This is a genomic window from Macrococcus brunensis (assembly GCF_022343725.1).
Lineage (GTDB): Bacteria > Bacillota > Bacilli > Staphylococcales > Staphylococcaceae > Macrococcus > Macrococcus brunensis.
Window position 1 is genome coordinate 698724 of the sequence record NZ_CP092179.1, and the last position, 20947, is coordinate 719670.

Annotated in this window: 19 protein-coding genes; 14 read left to right on the forward strand and 5 right to left on the reverse strand. The window is 40.6% G+C overall.

The genetic code is table 11. From position 1 onward, the window contains the following. Nucleotides 1–30 precede the first annotated feature (30 nt). The gene (locus MGG13_RS03750) at nucleotides 31–339 is read left to right on the forward strand and encodes a metal-sulfur cluster assembly factor (protein WP_133432364.1); all 309 of its coding nucleotides are present in this window, start codon (nucleotides 31–33) and stop codon (nucleotides 337–339) included. A 34-nt stretch (nucleotides 340–373) separates the two neighbouring features. On the opposite strand, the gene MGG13_RS03755 is transcribed toward MGG13_RS03750, so the two are convergent. Then, nucleotides 374–1069: a Crp/Fnr family transcriptional regulator gene (locus tag MGG13_RS03755; RefSeq protein ID WP_239035411.1), complete on the reverse strand. Its 696-nt coding sequence runs from the start codon at nucleotides 1067–1069 to the stop codon at nucleotides 374–376. A 162-nt stretch (nucleotides 1070–1231) separates the two neighbouring features. On the opposite strand from MGG13_RS03755, the gene clpB reads away from it, so the two are divergent. Next, on the forward strand, nucleotides 1232–3820 hold the full coding sequence (clpB, locus tag MGG13_RS03760; protein WP_239035412.1) for an ATP-dependent chaperone ClpB: 2589 nt from the start codon (nucleotides 1232–1234) through the stop codon (nucleotides 3818–3820). A 39-nt stretch (nucleotides 3821–3859) separates the two neighbouring features. Here the strand turns inward: clpB and MGG13_RS03765 are convergent, their stop codons facing one another. Further along, nucleotides 3860–4051, reverse strand: coding sequence for a YjzD family protein (locus tag MGG13_RS03765; RefSeq protein WP_133432361.1), 192 nt, complete (start codon nucleotides 4049–4051; stop codon nucleotides 3860–3862). Between the two features lie 82 nt (nucleotides 4052–4133). On the opposite strand from MGG13_RS03765, the gene MGG13_RS03770 reads away from it, so the two are divergent. The 3 genes from MGG13_RS03770 to fabF all read left to right on the forward strand — a co-directional run bounded on the left by MGG13_RS03770 (nucleotide 4134) and on the right by fabF (nucleotide 7383). Beyond that, nucleotides 4134–5126, forward strand: coding sequence for a BMP family ABC transporter substrate-binding protein (locus MGG13_RS03770; RefSeq protein ID WP_239035413.1), 993 nt, complete (start codon nucleotides 4134–4136; stop codon nucleotides 5124–5126). Nucleotides 5127–5193: 67 nt separating this feature from the next. Then, on the forward strand, nucleotides 5194–6135 hold the full coding sequence (locus tag MGG13_RS03775) for a beta-ketoacyl-ACP synthase III (RefSeq protein ID WP_133432359.1): 942 nt from the start codon (nucleotides 5194–5196) through the stop codon (nucleotides 6133–6135). Nucleotides 6136–6144: 9 nt separating this feature from the next. After that, entirely contained in the window at nucleotides 6145–7383 is a 1239-nt protein-coding gene (gene fabF / locus MGG13_RS03780; RefSeq protein ID WP_239035414.1) for a beta-ketoacyl-ACP synthase II, read from the forward strand. Between the two features lie 44 nt (nucleotides 7384–7427). Here the strand turns inward: fabF and MGG13_RS03785 are convergent, their stop codons facing one another. After that, entirely contained in the window at nucleotides 7428–7799 is a 372-nt protein-coding gene (locus tag MGG13_RS03785) for a DUF3899 domain-containing protein (protein WP_239035415.1), read from the reverse strand. Nucleotides 7800–8232: 433 nt separating this feature from the next. Here MGG13_RS03785 and opp3b point away from each other — a divergent pair, with 433 nt between their 5' ends. The 5 genes from opp3b (at nucleotide 8233) to MGG13_RS03810 (ending at nucleotide 14371) form a co-directional block, all read left to right on the forward strand. After that, the gene (gene opp3b, locus MGG13_RS03790) at nucleotides 8233–9159 is read left to right on the forward strand and encodes an oligopeptide ABC transporter permease (RefSeq protein WP_239035416.1); all 927 of its coding nucleotides are present in this window, start codon (nucleotides 8233–8235) and stop codon (nucleotides 9157–9159) included. Beyond that, complete coding sequence (gene opp3C / locus MGG13_RS03795; RefSeq protein ID WP_239035417.1) at nucleotides 9159–10211, forward strand: oligopeptide ABC transporter permease; 1053 nt, start codon at nucleotides 9159–9161, stop codon at nucleotides 10209–10211. Before opp3b ends, opp3C begins: the two co-directional genes overlap by 1 nt. A 17-nt stretch (nucleotides 10212–10228) precedes the next feature. Continuing rightward, nucleotides 10229–11302 carry an ABC transporter ATP-binding protein gene (locus MGG13_RS03800; RefSeq protein WP_133432354.1) on the forward strand — a complete coding sequence of 358 codons (1074 nt, stop codon included), beginning with the start codon at nucleotides 10229–10231 and terminating at the stop codon, nucleotides 11300–11302. Beyond that, entirely contained in the window at nucleotides 11302–12459 is a 1158-nt protein-coding gene (locus tag MGG13_RS03805) for an ABC transporter ATP-binding protein (protein WP_239035418.1), read from the forward strand. Before MGG13_RS03800 ends, MGG13_RS03805 begins: the two co-directional genes overlap by 1 nt. A 244-nt stretch (nucleotides 12460–12703) precedes the next feature. Continuing rightward, complete coding sequence (locus MGG13_RS03810; RefSeq protein WP_239035419.1) at nucleotides 12704–14371, forward strand: peptide ABC transporter substrate-binding protein; 1668 nt, start codon at nucleotides 12704–12706, stop codon at nucleotides 14369–14371. A gap of 67 nt (nucleotides 14372–14438) precedes the next feature. Here the strand turns inward: MGG13_RS03810 and trpS are convergent, their stop codons facing one another. Then, nucleotides 14439–15431: a tryptophan--tRNA ligase gene (trpS, locus tag MGG13_RS03815; RefSeq protein ID WP_239035420.1), complete on the reverse strand. Its 993-nt coding sequence runs from the start codon at nucleotides 15429–15431 to the stop codon at nucleotides 14439–14441. Nucleotides 15432–15693: 262 nt separating this feature from the next. Here trpS and spxA point away from each other — a divergent pair, with 262 nt between their 5' ends. The 4 genes from spxA (at nucleotide 15694) to pepF (ending at nucleotide 19774) form a co-directional block, all read left to right on the forward strand. Beyond that, entirely contained in the window at nucleotides 15694–16089 is a 396-nt protein-coding gene (spxA, locus tag MGG13_RS03820) for a transcriptional regulator SpxA (protein ID WP_133452341.1), read from the forward strand. Between the two features lie 100 nt (nucleotides 16090–16189). Beyond that, nucleotides 16190–16864 (forward strand): adaptor protein MecA, encoded by a 675-nt coding sequence (gene mecA, locus MGG13_RS03825; protein WP_133432350.1) that lies wholly within the window; start codon nucleotides 16190–16192, stop codon nucleotides 16862–16864. 72 nt (nucleotides 16865–16936) lie between these two features. After that, nucleotides 16937–17908, forward strand: coding sequence for a competence protein CoiA (locus MGG13_RS03830; RefSeq protein ID WP_239035421.1), 972 nt, complete (start codon nucleotides 16937–16939; stop codon nucleotides 17906–17908). Nucleotides 17909–17959: 51 nt separating this feature from the next. Beyond that, nucleotides 17960–19774: an oligoendopeptidase F gene (gene pepF / locus MGG13_RS03835; RefSeq protein ID WP_133432348.1), complete on the forward strand. Its 1815-nt coding sequence runs from the start codon at nucleotides 17960–17962 to the stop codon at nucleotides 19772–19774. A 384-nt stretch (nucleotides 19775–20158) separates the two neighbouring features. Here pepF and MGG13_RS03840 read toward each other — a convergent pair whose 3' ends face one another. Continuing rightward, the gene (locus MGG13_RS03840) at nucleotides 20159–20938 is read right to left on the reverse strand and encodes a DsbA family protein (protein WP_239035422.1); all 780 of its coding nucleotides are present in this window, start codon (nucleotides 20936–20938) and stop codon (nucleotides 20159–20161) included. Nucleotides 20939–20947 lie beyond the last annotated feature (9 nt).

Genomic DNA, 20947 nt, shown 5'->3' on the forward strand with positions numbered 1-20947 from the left:
TAGAGAAAGTGAATGGAAGGAGTGAATAGCATGGAAGAAGCAATGAAAGATAGTATTCTCGGTGCACTGGAAAACGTTATTGATCCAGAGCTTGGAATTGATATCATTAATTTAGGACTTGTTTATCACGTCGATATGGATGATGACGGTATCGTCACTGTTGATATGACTTTAACATCTATGGGCTGCCCAATGGGACCTCAGATTATTGATCAGGTGAAGACAGCACTCGGCGAATTACCAGAAATTAAAGGTGTCGAAGTGAATATCGTCTGGAATCCACCTTGGAATAAAGAAATGATGAGCCGTTACGCTAAGATTGCACTTGGTGTCAGCTAATCAGAAACCCGCAGATTATTTTCTGCGGGTTTTTTTATTCGATTCTGCAGATATTAATTGGACAGCTTTCACAGCTGATTTCATCTTTGAGGTACTGGATGTTTTTAAGCATAATGTACTTACCTTTAACACTGATGATATCATCAGTCTTCAGCTGACTGATGACCCTGTTTACACCTTCTCGGGTCGTGCCGCACAGATTCGCAAGGTCATTATTTGTCATTTCAACATTCAGCAGAATACCTTCTTCTTGCTTAACGCCGTACGTATTGCTGAGTCTGATCAATGTTGAATAGAGCGCTCCTTTTTTGCCGAGGGTAAATAAATCACGCATCTTATATTCATTTTTGCTATTTTCATTCTGCTGCCAGAGCATCCATTCATACTTCATGACTTCATCAGCTAGTAAAGCGGTCTCGAAAGTCTTCAGTTCAATTTTGCGGACAGTGGCAGCTGACTTCACTTTAGCGAAGAGTGAATGTTTCTTAGGACCACATAACAGCGTCACAGCGCCAAAAATAGAACGGCTTGACAGCATCTTCATGGATAGTTCCTTACCATCTTCGACCATACGGTTAATGAGGACGATGCCGCTTTTGATGACATAGATATAGTCCGCCGGGTCTTCTGCCTGATAAATATACTGCCCTGCTTTAAAGGATTCTTCTTTACCGTTATCCAGAATATAGTTGACGACGTTCGTGGCTTCATGAAAATTGATTTGTACCATACTATTCATCCTTGTCCGCTTTTTTTCTATTATAGCATAGACGTTTTTCATAATATGGCACGATTTAAATTTTTCCGATATGAAAAGCATGATGTTTGTCACACGCATAAAATGGATATATAATATTATTAAAGGTCAAATATAGTCAAATGAGGTGGCAATATGAACGCAGATAAAATGACTTACAATGTCCAGACCGCTGTTGAAGCAGCCCAAAGTGATGCCGTAGAACGGAAAATGCAGACCATTGAACCTGAAAGTATTTTACTGCATTTTGCTAAAGATACGGATAGTATGCTGTCCACGGTTTTTGAAAGAGCGAACCTGAACTTAAAAGAATATACCGCTAAACTGGAAGAAAGATTGAATAGTCTGCCCGCAGTCAGTGGTGATAATATGCAGTACGGTCAGTATTTAAGCAATGACTTGAACCAGCTGATACAAAAATCTGAGCAACTGCAAAAAGAAATGTCAGATGACTATTTATCAGTGGAACATCTCATACTGGCAGCCGTTCAGTCTCATGGACTGACACGCGAGTTTGTCGGCAGCAAATCAGAAGTCATTAAAGAAATCATTAATCAGATCAGAGGAGGAAACCATGTGACATCACAAAATCCTGAAGTTCAATATGAAGTACTGAAAAAATATGGGAGAGACTTAGTTGAGGAAGTCCGTAACGGTAAAATGGATCCGGTTATCGGACGAGATGAAGAAGTTCGTAACGCGATTCGTATTTTAAGTCGTAAGACCAAGAATAATCCTATCTTAATCGGGGAACCGGGTGTCGGTAAGACTGCCATAGTCGAAGGACTGGCACAGCGTATCGTTCGTAAAGACGTGCCGGAATCACTTCTGAACAAAACTATTTTTGAACTGGATCTCAGTGCACTAGTTGCAGGCGCTAAATTCCGCGGTGAATTTGAAGAACGTTTAAAAGCCGTGTTAAAAGAAGTGAAGGAAAGTGAAGGACAGATTATTCTGTTCATTGACGAGATTCATATGATGGTCGGCGCCGGTAAAACAGAAGGGGCGATGGATGCCGGCAATATGTTAAAACCGATGCTTGCACGCGGAGAACTTCACTGCATCGGTGCGACTACGCTGAATGAGTATCGTCAATATATCGAGAAGGATTCTGCTTTAGAGCGTCGTTTCCAGAAAGTACTGGTAGCAGAACCGGACGTTGAAGATACTGTCTCTGTTCTTCGTGGCCTGAAAGAAAGATACGAAGTATATCACGGTGTTCGTATTCAGGATAGAGCACTCGTTGCGGCAGCTGAACTGTCAGACCGTTATATTACTGATCGATTCCTGCCGGATAAAGCCATCGACTTAGTTGACCAGGCCTGTGCGACGATCCGTACAGAGATGGGATCTAATCCGACTGAACTGGATGCAGTCAATCGTCGAGTACTGCAGCTCGAAATTGAAGAAAAAGCATTGAAAAATGAAGAAGACAGTGCCAGCCGTATGCGTCTTGACGAACTGCAGAAAGAGCTTGCTGATGAGAAAGAGAAACAGCAGATTCTTGCGGCTAAAGTGGAAAAAGAGAAATCACAGATCCAGGTCTTACAGGAAAAACGCTCTGAACTGGATCAATACCGTACACAGCTGGAAGAAGCGCAGAATAACTATGATTTAGCGAAAGCTTCAGAGCTCCAGTATGGTAAGATCCCAGAAATCGAAAAAGAACTGGCACAGCTTGAAGAAGATTTTCAGGAAGAGACGAAAGGTAAGGACCGTCTGATCCGTGAAGTCGTGACAAATGAAGAGATCGGCTACATCGTATCGCAGTGGACAGGTATCCCAATCTCTAAACTAGTGGAAACAGAAAAAGAAAAACTGCTGAAACTATCCGATATTCTGCATGAACGTGTTGTCGGTCAGGACGAGGCAGTCGATTTAGTGGCAGATGCCGTCGTGCGTGCACGTGCTGGCATAAAAGATCCAAACCGTCCGATCGGCAGTTTCCTGTTCCTGGGTCCTACTGGGGTCGGTAAAACAGAGCTTGCCAAAGCACTGGCTAGTACGATGTTTGATTCAGAGAAACATATGATTCGAATCGATATGAGTGAATATATGGAAAAACACGCAGTGGCGAGACTTATCGGCGCGCCTCCAGGTTACATAGGTTATGAAGAAGGCGGACAGCTGACTGAAGCGGTTCGACGTCAGCCCTATTCAGTGATTCTGCTTGATGAAGTCGAAAAAGCCCATAGTGATGTCTTCAACGTACTTCTGCAGCTTCTGGACGAAGGCCGTCTGACAGATGCTAAAGGGCGTATCGTAGACTTTAAAAATACGATCATCATCATGACGAGTAACATCGGTTCACAATACTTGTTGAATGGTATTGAGGACGGTGAGATTACAGATGAAGCGCGCAGTCAGGTCGATGAAGCGCTGCATAGTTACTTCAAACCGGAAATCTTGAACCGTATGGACGATATCGTGCTCTTCAAAACACTCAGCGCAAATGATATCACTTTCATCGTCGACAAATTTGTTGATCAGCTGAACCGTCGTCTGATGGATCAGCACATGTCAGTGACAGTGGATCGATCCGTTAAAGAATGGGTGGCAAAAGAAGCTTATGCGCCAGAATTTGGTGCTCGTCCACTTAAGCGTTTCGTGCAGAGACATATTGAGACGCCTGTCGCTCGTCTTTTACTGCAGAACAGTCTTGCAGAAGGCGCACATATCAATATCACGATGAAGGAAGGCCAACTTGATTTAGAACTTCAATAAAAAAAGCACAGTAGCTTAAAAATAAGCTACTGTGCTTTTTTAGTGATGATCGGTTGGAATCGGATCATTTGGAATTAATGCAGCTACGATAAGCGCCAGAACAGCGAAAACAACCGCCATGACATTTGCAGTCATCAGATGAAGTTCATTGCCGCCACCTAAGCTCATCAGTACGAAATTGATCATATGGACGAGGATAAAAGCCCATACAAACGTCATAATATAATGCATGTTAAAATCCCCCAATAATTGTTATACTATTGATTATAGAAGAGTTTATAGAAAAAGTATACCCTTACATGAGAGGCGAAATATGAAAAAAATAAGTCTGTTGGTAGCACTAGTTGCTATACTTTTGGTCACCATCTTTTTTTACAGTCGACCCCAGCATCGATTGACGACAATTGGGTTTCTATTTCCGGATTCCATGTATGACCAGACATGGGGAACAGAAGGATACAAAGGAATGCTTGAAATTGCTCAGTCATATGAAACAGCATTCTTTTATGAACAGAATATCAATACGAACGAAGAAATCAAGACTGCTGTCAAACGGATGGCAGACCGAAATGTCCAGGTTCTCTACGGACAAGGTATGGAATTTTCGGATGCATTTAATGAGGTCGCTGCAAAATATCCTGATATTCATTTTGTCGTATTTAACGGTGAATCTAAAGCGGACAATGTCACCATCATTAATATTGATGCCTATACAATGGGCTATTTCGGTGGCATGACTGCAGCACATCATTCTAAGACAGGTCATATCGGTGTCATCGGTTCTTTTAAATCTCAACCAGAGATAGAAGGCTTTAAAGACGGTGCGATATTTGAAAATAAAAATATAAAACTGCATGAATATTACGTCAAGACCTTCAGCTACGACAGCCGGGGTACTGATATTGCAGAGAATTTCATCAAAAATAAAAAAGTAGATGTGCTGTTTCCAGCTGGCGATGGCATCAATGCCGATATCATGTCATATGCAAGAGATCATGATACCAACGTCATCGGTTTTATCAGCGATCAGAGTAACTACGGTCCACAAGTATTGATGAGTACTCAGGTGAAGATCCCAGCCGCTTATGTCAAAGTAGCAAAACTATATGAAGAAGGAAACTTAAAAGGTGGAAAACTGAACTGGGGCATTAAAGAGAACCTGGTGGGCGTGGGTAAACTTTCCAGACGAATGGATAATCAGTTTACGACCCAGTTAAAGAAAGACCTTGCACACTACAAAGAAACAAACTTACTGCCGAGTGGAGAGACGCCTCCTGCTGAACATGATGCCTACCGTCAAGATTGAAATTCAGCTAATTCTGTGATAAATTAGTACCTGGTTATAATAACAGATTATAAGTAGGTGGATAGCGTTGGATATAGGTATAGTCGGTATTGGTGGCTACGTTCCAGAAAAACGGATGACCAATCAGGATTTTGAAGCGTTTCTAGATACATCAGATGAATGGATTACCAAGATGACGGGTATAAAAGAAAGACGGTTTGCAGCAGTGGACGAGGATACGAGTGATCTCGCTTTTATCGCTGCAGAACGAGCGATTAAAGACGCAGGTATCGCTAAAGATGAAATAGATATGGTGCTCGTTGCGACGGCAACAGGTGACCACAAGTTTCCTTCAGTTGCTTGTCAGCTGCAGGAACGTTTAGGACTGAGACAAGTACCTGCAATGGATCAGCTGGCCGCCTGTACAGGATTCATCTATTCGATGGTCACAGCACAGCAGTTCATCCAGACAGGGGTCTGTAAATATGTCTTAGTCATCGGCGCAGAAAAATTGTCGAAAATTGCAGACATGACAGATCGCAATACTGCGATTCTCTTCGGTGACGGCGCGGCTGCAGTCGTGATGGGCCAGGTCAGCGCAGGACGCGGTATCCGGAACTTCCAGCTCGGCAGTGATGGGATAGGTGGGGAATATCTATATGACAGAAAAGAAGACCACCTGCTCGAGATGAACGGCCGGGAAGTCTTCAAGTTTGCTGTCAGAATAATGGGGGACATGGCGCAGAAGACAGTCAAAGAAGCGGGACTTGAACCAGAGGATATCGATATGTTCATACCCCATCAGGCGAATATCCGAATCATGGAATCAGCACGCCAGAGACTCGGAATTGATAAAGAGAAAATGAGTGTGACAGTCGACCGTTATGGTAACACATCTGCTGCATCCATCCCTCTGTCCTTGATTCATGAACTCGAAAAAGGTACGGTAAAAGAAGACAGTAAAATTGTACTCGTAGGATTCGGCGGCGGACTCACATACGGCGCCATTACACTGGTCTACGGTAAATAGGAGGATAATATGAAGAGAAGAGTAGTGATTACTGGAATAGGTGCTTTAAGTCCGCTAGGTAACGATGCATCAACCACTTATGAAAATGCGATTAAAGGTGTAAATGGGATTGATTATATTACAAGACTTGATGTCTCAGATTTCAGCGTTAAGATTGCCGGAGAATTAAAAGATTTCAATATCGAAGACCATCTGGAGAGAAAAGAGGCACGTAAGATGGACCGCTTTACACAGTACGGTGTGGTAGCTGCTCGTGAAGCGCTTAAAGACAGCGGGCTTGAAATAACAGATGAAAACAGTGACCGTATCGGTGTATGGGTCGGTTCGGGTATCGGCGGGATGGAATCGTTTGAGACCGCTTATGATCAGATGTTAAAACGTGGACCGAACCGGATCAGTCCGTTCTTTGTGCCGATGCTCATCCCTGACATGGCTGCAGGACAGATTTCGATTGATCTGGGCGCAAAAGGACCGAATGGCTGTACAGTTACAGCGTGTGCGACAGGGACGAACAGTATCGGTGACGCCTACCGCATCATCCAGTACGGTGATGCAGACGCAATGATCGCAGGCGGAGCCGAAGCCCCGATCACAAAAATGGGCATCGCAGGCTTTATAGCCAATAAAGCACTGTCAACAAACAATAATCCGGACGAGGCATGTCGACCTTTCCAGGAAGGACGAGACGGTTTCGTGATGGGGGAGGGTGCAGGTGTTGTCGTTCTAGAAGAACTGGAACATGCGAAAAAACGTGGCGCGCACATCTATGCTGAAGTTGCTGGCTACGGCAACAATGGTGATGCCTATCATATTACAGCGCCCGCACCAGAAGGAGAAGGCGGCGCACGTGCGATGAAAATGGCGATTAAAGATGCAGGCATCACACCTGACCAGATCCAGTATTTGAATGCACATGGTACAAGCACACCGATCGGTGATCTATATGAAACAGAAGCGATTAAAACTGTATTCGGTGAAGCAGCGAAGAATCTGAAAGTATCCTCGACGAAGTCAATGACAGGTCACCTGCTCGGTGCGACTGGTGCAATCGAAGCTATTCTGACAGCACTGGCGATTCATAATGGAACCGTTCCACCGACAATACATCAGGACCAGCCAGATCCGGCATGTGATCTTGATTATATTCCGAATGAAGCGATTGAGATGGACATTGAATATGCTCTATCCAACAGCTTAGGCTTTGGTGGTCATAATGCAGTCCTTGTACTGAAGAAATATCAAGACTAATTTAAAAAGCGAAGCTGCAAGTCTAGACTTGCAGCTTCGCTTTTTTATTTGATGAGATATGACAATGCGAGTGAAATAACAATACCTACCAGGGCGGTTAAAATCATCGGCACAGTAAACGCATATTTTTCATTACGGATTCTGACTTCCTTCTGGTTATATAAGTCATCATCAGCCATCGTATCTTTCAGACGCTTCGGCGCAGTGACGTAGTGGAAACGTCTGAAAGAATGCCCCATAATACTGAATGCGCCGTCTGAGAACAAATATATGAGTAAACCTATACAGAACATCAATAGCGCATACATGAACAATGTATCAAAAAAATGAATCATACTGAAACCATAAAAAAACAAAGAAACAATACTTAAAAACAATAATATCGAAATAAATAAACTATAGAATTTGAACTTCACTTATAACCCTCCACTTATATCCTCATTAGTATTGTACAGTAAAATCGGATTGATGTATAACAGATAAATATTTCATTTACCAAATCATTGAAAATAGCCGACTATTTTAGTATGAATATGTATTAATAAATATAATAATGAATATTAATAAATTCAACATCGCTTTAACGCAATGAAATAGGATAATTTTATACATATTAAAGAGAATTCTGAATAAAAAATGTATTGCAAAAAGTAAGAAATTATCATTATAATGATGCTAAGGCTTTAGAGAAGTAAAGGTTAAGAGGCAAATTGTATTATAACAATAAGTGTGATTTGCAATAAATTATCAGAATAATTTTTTTATTTTCAAAAAGTTATATGAATTTTGTGAAAACTTAGTTATGATAATTGTTAAGTAAAGCTTAACCTAAAAAAAGGAGGAAAAATAATGTTAAAGTTTGTTCTAAAAAGATTAGGCTACATGTTTATCACTTTGTTCATAGTAGCTACTGCAACTTTCTTCTTGATGAAGTTAATGCCAGGGTCTCCCTATAACGATGAAAAACTGACGCCTGAGCAAAAAGCAATTGTTAATGAAAAATACGGCCTTAACGATCCGGTTGGTGTCCAATATGTCAACTATTTAAAAAATGTGGCAACAGGTGATTTAGGAAATTCATTCCAATATGATAATCGTTCTGTTACTGAACTTGTTATTCCACGTTTAGGACCCTCAGCAGAAGTAGGGCTTTATGCACTTATATTAGGGGTTGTCGTCGGCATCATATTAGGTGTAGTCGCAGCCGTCAAACAGAATACATGGATCGATTATCTCGCGACTATATTCTCTGTTATTGCTATTTCAGTTCCTTCATTCGTATTAGCAGTTCTTCTTCAATATTTCTTCGCTGTAAAATGGCAGATCTTTAAAGTTGCGGGTTGGGAAGGACCAATGTATGCGGTCTTGCCTGCTCTAGCACTATCAGCTGGTGTTACAGCAACCATCGCCCGTTATATCCGTTCTGAGATGATTGAAGTACTGAGCTCAGACTATATCACGCTTGCAAAAGCAAAAGGGAATTCAACTAACAAGGTTTTATATGGTCACGCATTACGAAATGCTTTAATTCCAATCATTACATTAATCGGACCGATGACTGTCGGTATCCTTACCGGTGCACTGACTATTGAAACTATTTTTGGTATCCCGGGTATTGGTGACCAATTCGTACGTTCTATTCAGATGAATGACTATCCTGTCATTATGGGTCTGACAATCTTCTTCAGTTTCTTATTTGTAGCAGTCTTATTAGTAGTTGATATTCTGTACGGCATTATCGATCCACGTATTCGTGTACAAGGAGGTAGAGATTAATGGTAAACGAAAGAGAAACTTATACGCATGCTGATGTTGATCAAAATTTATCAACAAGCCGCGCTCAGCCTTTTGTACTGGCGAATCGTGACGAAATCTATGAAGACAAGATTGAACGTGAAAGTCGAACATTCTGGCAGGATGCATGGCTGCAGTTAAAATCCAATAAAGCAGCTATCGCGGGTCTGATCGGCCTTATCTTAATTCTTTTAATGGCGCTTATCGGTCCAATGATCAGCGGCCATACTTTTAAGGCACAAAACGTCGATCATGCGAACTTACCACCTAAAATTGAAGCTTTAAAAGATATCCATTTCCTACCGTTTGATGGTCGTGATAAAGATAACTTTGATATGTATGAAGCGAAAAATGTCAAAGAAAGCTACTGGTTCGGTACAGATGACCTTGGCCGTGATATCTTCACTCGTGTCTGGGAAGGAACAAAAGTATCGATACTGATTGGAGTTGTTGCAGCATTCCTTGATGTGGTCATCGGTATCACTTATGGTGCGATTTCCGGTTTCTTTGGAGGTACAGTTGATAATGTCATGCAACGTATCATCGAAATCATCGCCTCTATACCTAACCTGATTATCATGATTTTATTCGTTATCATTTTCGATGCAAGCATCATGACCATTATCCTGGCCATGTCTCTGACAGGCTGGATAGGGATGAGCCGTATCGTTCGTGGACAGTTCCTGAAACTGAAGTCACAGGAATACGTTCTTGCTTCTCGTACTTTAGGGGCATCTAATTCAAGCTTAATTTTCAAACACATTTTACCTAATACACTAGGCCCTATCATTGTTACTGCAATGTTCTCAGTACCTGGTGCGATTTTCTTCGAAGCTTTCTTAAGCTTTATCGGTTTAGGTATTCCTTCACCGGCAGCGTCTTTAGGTTCATTAGTCAATGATGGACGTAAAATGTTATTAATCCATCCATATCAGATGTTTATTCCATCAGCAGTATTAAGTTTATTGATTCTTTGCTTCTACTTATTTGGTGATGGTGTACGTGATGCACTCGATCCGAAAATGCGTAAATAATAAAGGAGGAAATATAAATGGCACAAAGAATTTTGGAAGTGAGAAACCTGAAAGTTTCCTTCGATATCCATGCAGGAGAAGTGCAGGCTGTACGTGGAGTAGACTTTCACCTTGATAAAGCGGAAACGCTGGCAATCGTAGGCGAATCAGGTTCGGGTAAGTCAGTTACAACTAAAGCTATTATGCGATTATTGCCTACACCACCAAGTCGTATTAAAGAAGGACAGATTCTTTTTGATGGTAAAGATTTAGCGAAGCTATCAGAAAAAGAAATGCAAAAAGTACGTGGCCGTGACATTTCAATGATTTTCCAGGATCCGATGACTTCATTGAATCCGACGATGAAAATCGGTAAGCAAGTGATGGAACCCTTAATCAAGCATCAAAAGTTATCGAAAGCAGATGCTAAAGCTCGAGCAATTGATATTTTAAACTTAGTTGGCTTACCTAATGCAGAAGGTCGTTTTAATAACTATCCTCACCAATTCTCGGGAGGTCAGCGTCAGCGTATCGTTATAGCGACAGCACTTGCATGTGACCCGAAAGTGCTAATTGCTGACGAACCGACGACCGCACTTGATGTAACGATTCAGGCACAGATTCTTGAACTGATGAAAGACTTACAGAAAAAAATTGATACTTCAATCATCTTCATTACTCATGATTTAGGCGTCGTTGCTAACGTTGCTGACCGCGTAGCAGTCATGTATGGTGGACAGATTGTTGAAACAGGTACAGTTGACGAGATTTTCTATGATCCGAAACATCCATATACATGGGGCCTGCTATCTTCTATGCCAAGTCTTGACACTGCACAGGATACACAGCTTAAAGCGATTCCAGGTACTCCACCAGACCTCATCAAACCACCTGTTGGAGATGCATTTGCACGTCGTTCTGATTATGCACTTCAGATTGATTTTGAACAGGAGCCACCTTGGTACCAGGTATCACCGACTCATTTCGTCAAATCATGGTTAATGGATCCACAGGCACCTCAAGTGGACCCGCCAGAAATGGTTAAAATGAAGCAGAGAAAACTTCCTGGCCAGTTCGATCAGCCAAGACAAGTAGAGGGGGTAAGCTTCTAATGAGAGAAGAATATAAACAGGATCTGCATCCTGATACACTTAAAGAACACAGCATTGAAGATGGGCCATTAGTCGTCGATGAATCTCAGATTACTGAAACGACAGCTCAGTACTCAGATAGAGAGCTGAACAAGACTGAACTGACTGAAGATGAACTCAGAGCATCTGGTTACACAACGCATTACGGTGCTAATAAGGAAAAACTGATTGAAGTTAAAAACCTGAAGCAATATTTTAATGTGGGAAAATCTAATGAAGTTAAAGCGATTGATGATATTTCATTTGATATTTATAAAGGGGAGACACTTGGCTTTGTAGGAGAATCAGGCTGCGGGAAGTCAACAACAGGGCGTTCTCTCATCAAACTTTATGATGCAACAGGTGGTAAAGTGTACTTTGATGGCACTGATATCCAGTCTATTAAACGCAAGAAAGACTTGCTGCATTTCAATCGTCGTATGCAGATGATCTTCCAGGATCCTTATGCATCTCTTAATCCAAGACTTAAAGTCATGGATATTATTGCTGAAGGCATTGATATTCATAAACTTGCTAAAAATAAACAGGACCGTGCAAACCGTGTCTATGAATTATTACAGACAGTTGGACTTAATAAAGAACATGCCAACCGTTATCCACACGAGTTCTCTGGTGGCCAGCGTCAACGTATTGGAATTGCCCGTGCACTCGCAGTTGAACCTGATTTTATCATAGCTGACGAGCCGATTTCAGCACTAGACGTGTCTATCCAGGCTCAAGTTGTCAACTTGATGCAGGAGCTCCAAAGAGAACGCGGCATCACATTTATGTTTATTGCTCATGACTTATCGATGGTAAAATACATCTCTGACCGTATTGGTGTTATGTACTTCGGTAAATTAGTTGAAATTGGTCCAGCAGATGCTATCTATAACAATCCACTTCATGAGTATACAAAATCGCTGCTTTCAGCTATTCCACTTCCAGACCCTGAAAGTGAACGTACGCGTGTCAGACATACTTATAATCCGGATGTTCATGCCTATTCAGCGGATGATGTGCTTGAGCTTCGTGAAGTAGCACCTGATCATTATGTCTATTGTTCACCAAGTGAATACGAAAAACATAAGGCTAATTATAATCATCATAAAGGCACAACAGCTGTCGGCCAGTTATAAGATCGAAACCATACTTTGAGTATGGTTTTCTCTTATAGGTTTATTAACTATTTTATATAAAAATTAAAATTTACAGATGTTAATAGAGTAAAACAGTGTAAAAAGTGAATTAATATAAATTATTAAAAAAGTCAAAATATTTAAAAAAAGTATTGCAACATGTAAGTTATTAAAATATAATTAATAAAAATCTTCTGAAAATTCAGTACAGATTGATTTTCATTAAACAATAGGGGGCAAATTCATGAAGAAGCAAAGTTCATTATTCTTAGCATCATTAATCGCAGTTTCAGGTTTTACAGCAGCTTGTACAGGTGGTGGCAACGATTCTAAGGATAGCAAATCCACTGGGGATTCTGGTAGCGGCGGTGGAGAAGAGCAAGTATTAAACTTTTCTTCTAGTTCAGACATCCCATCACTTGATTCGTCATTAGCGACTGACCAGGTTTCTTTTGATACATTCAACCAAGTAATGGAAGGTCTCTACACTTTAGATAAAGATGATAAAGCGGTACCAGGTGTAGCCGAAGGGGACCCTGAAATTTCTAAGGACGGCAAAACCTGGACAGTTAAACTACGTAAAGATGCTAAATGGTCAAATGGAGACCCTGTAACAGCTAAAGATTTTGTTTATGCGTGGCAACGCACATTAGATCCTAAGACAGCGGCAGAATATGCATATATCATGATGGACCTTAAAAATGCTGCTGCAGTCAATGAAGGTAAAATGAAACCTTCAGAACTCGGCGTTAAAGCAGTAGATGACAATACACTTGAAATTCAATTGGAAACAGCTGTCCCATACTTCAAGGAATTACTCGCATTCGGTTCATTCTTACCGCAAAACGAGAAATTTGTTAAAGAGCAAGGTTCTAAATACGGAACGACTAAAGACACAACTCTTTATAACGGACCTTTCGTCTTAAGCGAATGGAATACAGAGAAAAACTTCCAATTTAAGAAAAATGATAAATATTGGGACAAAGATAAAGTTAAATTAACAGAAGTCAACTATCAGATTGTTAAAGATGCTCAAACAGCGCTTAACATGTACACAACTGGTGATATTGATGCAGTTGGTTTAACGGCTGAGAACGTTGATAAATACAAATCAGACAAAAACTTCTCTACGGAACTTGATGCCTCAACATATTTCGTTCGTATGAACCAAGGTAAAAATAAAGACTTGGCAAACAAAAACTTACGTCTTGCTTTAGCGAAATCTATCGATAAAGAAAAGTTGACAAAAACAATTCTGAACAATGGTTCTGTTGCCATTGATACATTGATGCCTAAGGATTTCGTGAAAAATGAAGCAGGAGAAGACTATATCTCAGGTGTTAAATCTCCACTTAACTATGATAAAGCAGAAGCACAAAAATATTTAGAAAAAGCGAAAAAAGAACTTGGGAAAGATAAATTCGAATTTGAATATTTAACATTTGATGCTGACACAGCTAAAAAAGCTGGTGAGTACGTTAAAGAGCAAGTTGAAACTTCATTACCAGGCGTCACGCTCAAAATTAAACAGCAACCATTCAAACAGAAACTTGAGTTAGAATCTAAAGGTAACTACGAGCTTGCGTTCGGCGGCTGGGGTCCTGACTATCCAGACCCAATGACATTCCTTGATATGTTCGTCACTAAAGGTGCTCACAACCAGACAGGCTGGTCTGATAAAGAGTATGATAAAATGATTAATGATGCTAAAGGTCCATTACTGCAGGATACTGAAAAACGCTGGACAACTTTACAGGAAGCTGAAACAAAATTCCTGGATAATGCTGTTATCATTCCGATGTATCAGGCAGGAGTAGCTCGTTTACGTCAAGATTACGTTAAGAATCTTGTCACTCATAAATTCGCTGGTGACACTACACTTAAAGAAACTTACATCGAAGGCAAAAAATAATACGAAAAGGAGCAATCAGCTGATTGCTCCTTTTTTAAATGAAAAAACACGGTCAGTTGACCGTGTTTTATTTTCGTTTACGTCCGAGTCCCATCGCATTTTCCATTTTCTTCAGCATCTTGTTTGCTTTAAAGCTTGCTTTTTCAGCACCGCGGTCCAAGATGGTATCCAGTTCTTCCGAGTCCATATAATACTGATATTTCTCCTGGAACTGAGTGATGAAGTCTGCAACGACTTCAGCGAGATCACCTTTGAAGTCACCATAGCCTTTTCCTGCGTATTTTGCTTCAAGTGCCTCAATCGTTTCACCACTGAAGATGGAGTAGATAGTCAGTAGATTTGAAATACCCGGTTTATTCTCTGTATCAAATCTGACGATACCTTCAGAGTCTGTGACAGCACTTTTAATTTTCTTCGCAACTGTTGCCGGTGGATCAAGAAGGGAGATAAAGCCTTTTGTGTTGCTGTCAGACTTACTCATTTTCTTAGTCGGTTCCTGCAGGCTCATGACACGTCCGCCTACTTTTGGCATACGTACTTCCGGAATTGTGAAGATATCGTTATAGCGCGCGTTAAAACGTTCAGCGAGATCTCTCGTGAGTTCAAGGTGCTGCTTTTGATCATCGCCGACAGGAACGATTTTAGTGCCGTATAATAAAATATCAGCAGCCATCAGTGGCGGATAAGTGAGAAGACCTGCAGGGATGCCTTCTTTACGGTCTTTTGCTTTATCCTTATATTGCGTCATACGTTCCAGTTCTCCGATAGTCGAAATAGAAGTCAGCATCCAACCTGCCTGAGCGTGTGCCGGTACTTCTGACTGGATAAAGAGTGTCGCTTTATCAGGATCGATACCGCTTGCGAGATATAGTGCAGCAAGGGAACGGATATTTTTGCGTAGTGCGAGTTTATCTTGAGGTACTGTTATAGCATGCTGGTCGACGATGCAGAAATAACAGTCATAATCGTCCTGGATATCGACGAACTGTTTTAATGCACCAATATAGTTACCGATAGTCGGTATACCACTCGGCTGAATGCCTGAAAATAAAGTTTCCATAGAGAGTCTCCTTTTCAAACTGTTTGTTATATTGTACACTATTTCAGCCTGCCGTTAAATATGACGACTTTGCGAAATATTCTCAGGAAAATGAAAATTAATTCATTTTTCTCATTTAATTCTCATTTTCGTTCATTATAATAAAGTCATAAGGTTAGCAGATGAAATTTCTAACATCAGGTTTAATCACTTGACACAAGGGAATAGAGAATTAATTGATTCATCACTAATCTAAATTAAAATTATTAGGAGTGTGAGATGTATGGTAACATTATTTACTTCACCTAGTTGCACATCTTGCCGTAAAGCGAAAGCATGGTTACAAGAACATGATATTCCGTATACGGAGCGCAATATTTTCTCAGAAAATTTATCAATTGATGAAATAAAAGCAATTTTACGCATGACAGAAGACGGGACAGATGAGATTATCTCAACGCGTTCTAAAACGTTCCAGAAATTAAATGTAGATATCGATGCACTTCCTCTGCAGGAACTTTATCAGATTATTCAGGACAACCCAGGATTATTACGTCGTCCGATTATCTTAGATGAAAAACGTCTGCAGGTCGGTTATAACGAAGATGAAATTCGTCGTTTCTTACCACGTAAAGTCCGTACATTCCAGCTTCTTGAAGCTCAACGTATGGTTGACTAAGCTACCTCTTTAGAGGTAGCTTTTTTTAATCAAATTGTTAGGTTTTTACGGATGAGTATAATACAATAGTGATACTACTCATCAGTAAGGAGGTATTGGGATGAGAATAGAACGCATTAATGAGTCAACGATTAAATTTTATCTGACTTACCGTGATATCGAAGAACGCGGTTTCAGGCAGGATGACCTGTGGATGAACCGTCGTAAAGGGGAAGAGTTCTTCTGGTCTATGATGGAAGAAATCAATGAAGAAGAGGAATTTGTTGTAGAAGGACCTCTATGGATACAAGTCCATGCTTTCGACAAAGGAATTGAATTCGTTGTGACGAAGTCAAAACAGGACGATTTCATGCATCTGCCTGAAGAAGAGACAAGTGATCAGCTTGAATATCAAGTCAATGAATACTTAAATAAAGCGCTGGAACATGACCACGGCGTTGCAGATTTATTAGATAGAGCTTCACAGGATAACAAACGTAAGAAAAGCCGTGAATTAGTCGCGGAGTTTGCCAGTCTTGAGGAAGTCATCCAGTTCAGTCATGCAGATAGTATAGAAGTAGATATGGAAGACCTGCTCTATATGCATGACAATAAATATTACTATTACGTTCATTTTGACAGCCGTGCAACGGAAGATGCCATGGACAGCTATGTCTCCCATCTTTTTGAATATGCGAATCCTTCTAAAATGAATCATCCAATGCTGGAGGAATACGGTAAAGTCATTATGAGTCATAATGTTCGTCGTCAAGTGAGACACTATTTCTCAGTGTAATTTACACAAACTATAGAATCTTTAAAAATAATATTGTCCACTCTCTACGATTATTTAGTAGGGGGTGTTTTTATGTTGATCGCTGTCACAGAAGAAGGAATCTACACTCAGGCACATCAGGCAGATTTAAAACTGCATTACCGCTGTCCTGTATGTTTGAAACCCGTGACTTTAAAACAAGGACGTTACAAAATTGCGCATTTCTCGCACCAGCGTGTCATTGACTGTCATAAATCAACTTATAAGACAGAGTCGCTTGCTCATCTGCAGGGAAAGCATCATCTCTATGATATGGCGAGAGCTTATCAGGTGGATATGGAATATTTTCTAAGTGAAATCGAACAGATACCGGATATCCTGGTGGACAGGACACTCGCTTTAGAATTGCAGCTCTCTGTCATTCCAGTCGATGCAATATTACGTAGAAGTGCAGGTTACAGGCGATTGAACATGGATGTCATCTGGATAGCAGAAGATGAGGCTCTATCACGGAATGACTGCATGCTGAAGCTGACGGCATTTCAACGTGCGCTGGTCCAGACTGAGCGTATGCAGCTTTTCAGTTATAACAAAAGCGAGGATCAGTTTTACTGCTATCAGTTAGGTGATATAACACCGACACTTTCTGTCACATATGAGAGGTACAGTGTCTCGTGTTTTGAAGCATTCATGATAGACCGGGTAGTTACGAGACAATCTCATCAGCTGACGAAACAGCAGCAGAATATGTTTATCAGACGATGTCTGCAGCTGAAAGATGTGAGGGAACCAACACTGAGTGCTCTGTACCAGTTAGGTATCAATCACCGCACGCTGCCTCAGTCTATCGGAATCGTCGTGCCACATCAGTTCTATATCAGGACGCATCCGATTACATGGCAGAGTATGCTCCTGCTGCTACTGAAGAATCAAACATATACGGTAGAACGTTTAGCTGACAAACTGGATTTTTACGGTGTTCATACGCTGTTATCTGAGTATGAGATTGTGTCTGAACTGGTTGCACAGTATTTAGCTGCTTATAAGAAATTATACGTGCATTAATGACTGAAAAGTGAGAAAATTATAATAATCTAAATTTTTGGAGGAAAGTATATGGCTGAACTAATTACTAGAGCAGAACAGAAGTTAGAAAACACATGGGACTTAACGACGATTTTTAAAGACGATGCCGCTTTTGAAGCTGCATTTAAAGATACTGAGAGTTATATCGGTCGTGAGGAGGAAGTAAAGGGTCGCCTGGGAGAGAGTGCAGAGACATTGTATCAGGCCCTTTTACTCGATAGTGAAATCGATGAGAAGTTAGGCAAGGTCTATACATATGCACACTTAAAGCACGATCAGGATACATCAGATGCGCATTATGCAGGGATGGAACAGCGTGCGGCATCACTTGCTGCAAAGTTATCAAGTGCCTGGAGTTTTATGATGCCTGAACTGATGACAATCGATGAAAAAACGATTGAGAGCTTTGTAGAAGAAAAGCCGGAACTCGAGCGCTACAAATTTGATTTAGAACGCATCATGAAGAAAAAAGCACATGTCCTTTCTGATAAAGAAGAAAAGATTTTAGCTGAAGCAAGTGAAGCACTGTCCACACCAAGCAATGTCTTCGGTATGTTCAATAATGCTGACTTGAAGTTTGAAGATGTCGCGGATAAAGATGGTCAGCTGCATCCGTTATCTCAAGGGACCTACAGCAAGTATATGGAATCAGAAGACCGCGTGCTCCGAAAGAATGCATATAATGAAGTCTACCGTGCGTATGGTCAGTTCAACAATACATTGTCACAGACATTAGGAGGTAAAGTGAAGTCTGCTTTATTCTCAAGTAAAGTCAGAAACTATGACTCACCACGCCAGCAGGCACTGAGCAATAATGATATTCCTGAAGCAGTCTATGATAATCTGATCAAAACGATTCATGATCATCTGCCGCTATTACATCGTTATACAAAACTGCGTAAAGAACTGCTCGGCTTAGAAGACATGAAAATGTATGACATGTATACACCACTTGTGCAGGATGAGAAGTTTGAAGTCACTTATGAAGAAGCGAAAAAATGGGTGCTGGAATCACTTGAACCGATGGGGAAAGAGTACACAGATGTCATTGAAGAAGGCCTGAACAATCGCTGGGTAGATGTTTATGAGAATAAAGGCAAACGAAGCGGTGCCTATTCATCTGGAACATATGGTACAAATCCTTTTATTCTGATGAACTGGACAGATACAGTAAACAATACATTTACATTAACACACGAATTCGGTCACTCAGCACATAGCTATTTCTCTCGTAAAAACCAACCGTCCAATATGTCCGGATATTCTATCTTTGTAGCTGAAGTAGCATCTACTTGTAATGAAGCGTTACTCGCACATCACATGTATCAGAAACTAACAGATGAGAAGAAGAAACTGTATCTCCTCAACTATCAGCTGGAAGGCTTTAAAGGAACAGTTTTCAGACAGACAATGTTTGCGGAGTTTGAACACTTGATCCATACACTGGCACAAAATAATGAACCGTTGACAGGTGAACGCCTCAATGCTGAATATGCCAAGTTAAATCAGAAGTATTACGGTGAAGCCGTAGAAACAGACGACAATATTTCTAAAGAGTGGAGCCGTATCCCGCACTTCTACTACAACTATTATGTCTATCAGTATGCAACAGGTTATAGCGCTGCATTAGCATTAAGTAACCAGATATTATCAGAAGGAAAGCCTGCAGTAGAACGTTACATCAATGAATTCTTGAAAGCTGGTAGTTCAGACTATCCGATTGAAGTATTAAAGAAAGCAGGCGTTGATATGACAACGAGCGAACCTATAGAACAGGCCTGCAAAGTCTTTGAAACACGCTTGGATGAGTTTGAAAAATTAATCAAAAAAATGTATAACAGATAATAAAACGTTTTCATTATGACAATAATGTGAAGTTGGATATATATCGTTGCGATGATTTAAAAATCATGATATATTACCAATATGAAATTTATCACATACCAAACATACCCCTTTGTTTGAGTGAAAATTTCTCCCATCCCCTTTGTTTAAAATGCCGTGTATACAGACACGGTATTTTTTTATGGCTTTTTTTAAGAGGGAGGTAGTGGGGTGACTTAATATAAGCAAAAAGCAATGTAGCGCATGAGCAACGTCCCGGAAACAGGATCTGCGGGACGATACGTAGAAAATAAGCAGTGAATCACATGAATAAAGTCTAGCAAACAAGATCTGCTAGACTTTACAGCCTCTTCATACAAAAAGAGTGACCTCTCATCTGAAAGGTCACTCTTTTTTTCGCCAGTATTTATTCTCGTTATAACAGATTTCTTCTATTTTACTCATTAACTTCAGTTTCTTTAGTTCACGGTCGAGTATTTTCTTTGGCCATTCGTAAATAATCTCAAGTTCTGTTTCACTTACAAGTTCATGCTGTGTGATATAGTCGAAAATAGTAGGAGGCAGCTCCTTCTCGATATCCATTTCGATGAGCTCATTGATAATATACGTGTAAATGGCGTAAGGCTGGACCCCTTCTACTTTAAGTCCATCGTCCTCGTAATTCTCATTGAAAAACACGAGAGTAGGAGACATCGTCACTTCCATTTCACGCGCGATATGCTGATCGATTTTTAATGAGTTCGTGACGTGTGTACTTCTTATATCCTCGGCATACGTATCCAGATCAAGTCTGGCTTTTTCTGCCGACTGCATCAGAAGGTCGCGCGTAATAATATCATTCTTTGTCATCGTCTCGTTTTGCAGGTAACGCAGAAACATGGATGCTTTTTTACGTCCCTGTAGTTCTGCTGCCTTATAAGCGAGTGCGATATTATCGTCTTCCGTCGTACTCTGTGCCTGACATTTCGTCAATATACGCAGAGTAGGCAGTAAGATATGTTTAATCTCAATATACTGGTTATATTCAATTTGCAGTTTACGAAGAATACACTTCAGTTCCCAGCTGTCCTTACAGAATGGATCGAAAAAAGAATAGATTTCAATCTTCTTTAAAGGCTGAAGCGGAATATTCGTCTGACATTCTATAAGCTGTAAAGGTTTCATGCTATCACC

Bases quoted from the DNA above. Each gene is read 5' to 3' on its own strand.
- clpB (WP_239035412.1), top strand. From the start codon at position 1,232: ATGAACGCAGATAAAATGACTTACAATGTCCAGACCGCTGTTGAAGCA.
- pepF (WP_133432348.1), top strand. From the start codon at position 17,960: ATGGCTGAACTAATTACTAGAGCAGAACAGAAGTTAGAAAACACATGG.
- MGG13_RS03805 (WP_239035418.1), top strand. From the start codon at position 11,302: ATGAGAGAAGAATATAAACAGGATCTGCATCCTGATACACTTAAAGAA.
- spxA (WP_133452341.1), top strand. From the start codon at position 15,694: ATGGTAACATTATTTACTTCACCTAGTTGCACATCTTGCCGTAAAGCG.
- MGG13_RS03770 (WP_239035413.1), top strand. From the start codon at position 4,134: ATGAAAAAAATAAGTCTGTTGGTAGCACTAGTTGCTATACTTTTGGTC.
- MGG13_RS03810 (WP_239035419.1), top strand. From the start codon at position 12,704: ATGAAGAAGCAAAGTTCATTATTCTTAGCATCATTAATCGCAGTTTCA.
- MGG13_RS03755 (WP_239035411.1), bottom strand. From the start codon at position 1,069: ATGGTACAAATCAATTTTCATGAAGCCACGAACGTCGTCAACTATATT.
- mecA (WP_133432350.1), top strand. From the start codon at position 16,190: ATGAGAATAGAACGCATTAATGAGTCAACGATTAAATTTTATCTGACT.
- MGG13_RS03830 (WP_239035421.1), top strand. From the start codon at position 16,937: ATGTTGATCGCTGTCACAGAAGAAGGAATCTACACTCAGGCACATCAG.
- fabF (WP_239035414.1), top strand. From the start codon at position 6,145: ATGAAGAGAAGAGTAGTGATTACTGGAATAGGTGCTTTAAGTCCGCTA.
- trpS (WP_239035420.1), bottom strand. From the start codon at position 15,431: ATGGAAACTTTATTTTCAGGCATTCAGCCGAGTGGTATACCGACTATC.
- opp3b (WP_239035416.1), top strand. From the start codon at position 8,233: ATGTTAAAGTTTGTTCTAAAAAGATTAGGCTACATGTTTATCACTTTG.
- MGG13_RS03840 (WP_239035422.1), bottom strand. From the start codon at position 20,938: ATGAAACCTTTACAGCTTATAGAATGTCAGACGAATATTCCGCTTCAG.
- MGG13_RS03765 (WP_133432361.1), bottom strand. From the start codon at position 4,051: ATGCATTATATTATGACGTTTGTATGGGCTTTTATCCTCGTCCATATG.
- MGG13_RS03800 (WP_133432354.1), top strand. From the start codon at position 10,229: ATGGCACAAAGAATTTTGGAAGTGAGAAACCTGAAAGTTTCCTTCGAT.
- MGG13_RS03750 (WP_133432364.1), top strand. From the start codon at position 31: ATGGAAGAAGCAATGAAAGATAGTATTCTCGGTGCACTGGAAAACGTT.
- opp3C (WP_239035417.1), top strand. From the start codon at position 9,159: ATGGTAAACGAAAGAGAAACTTATACGCATGCTGATGTTGATCAAAAT.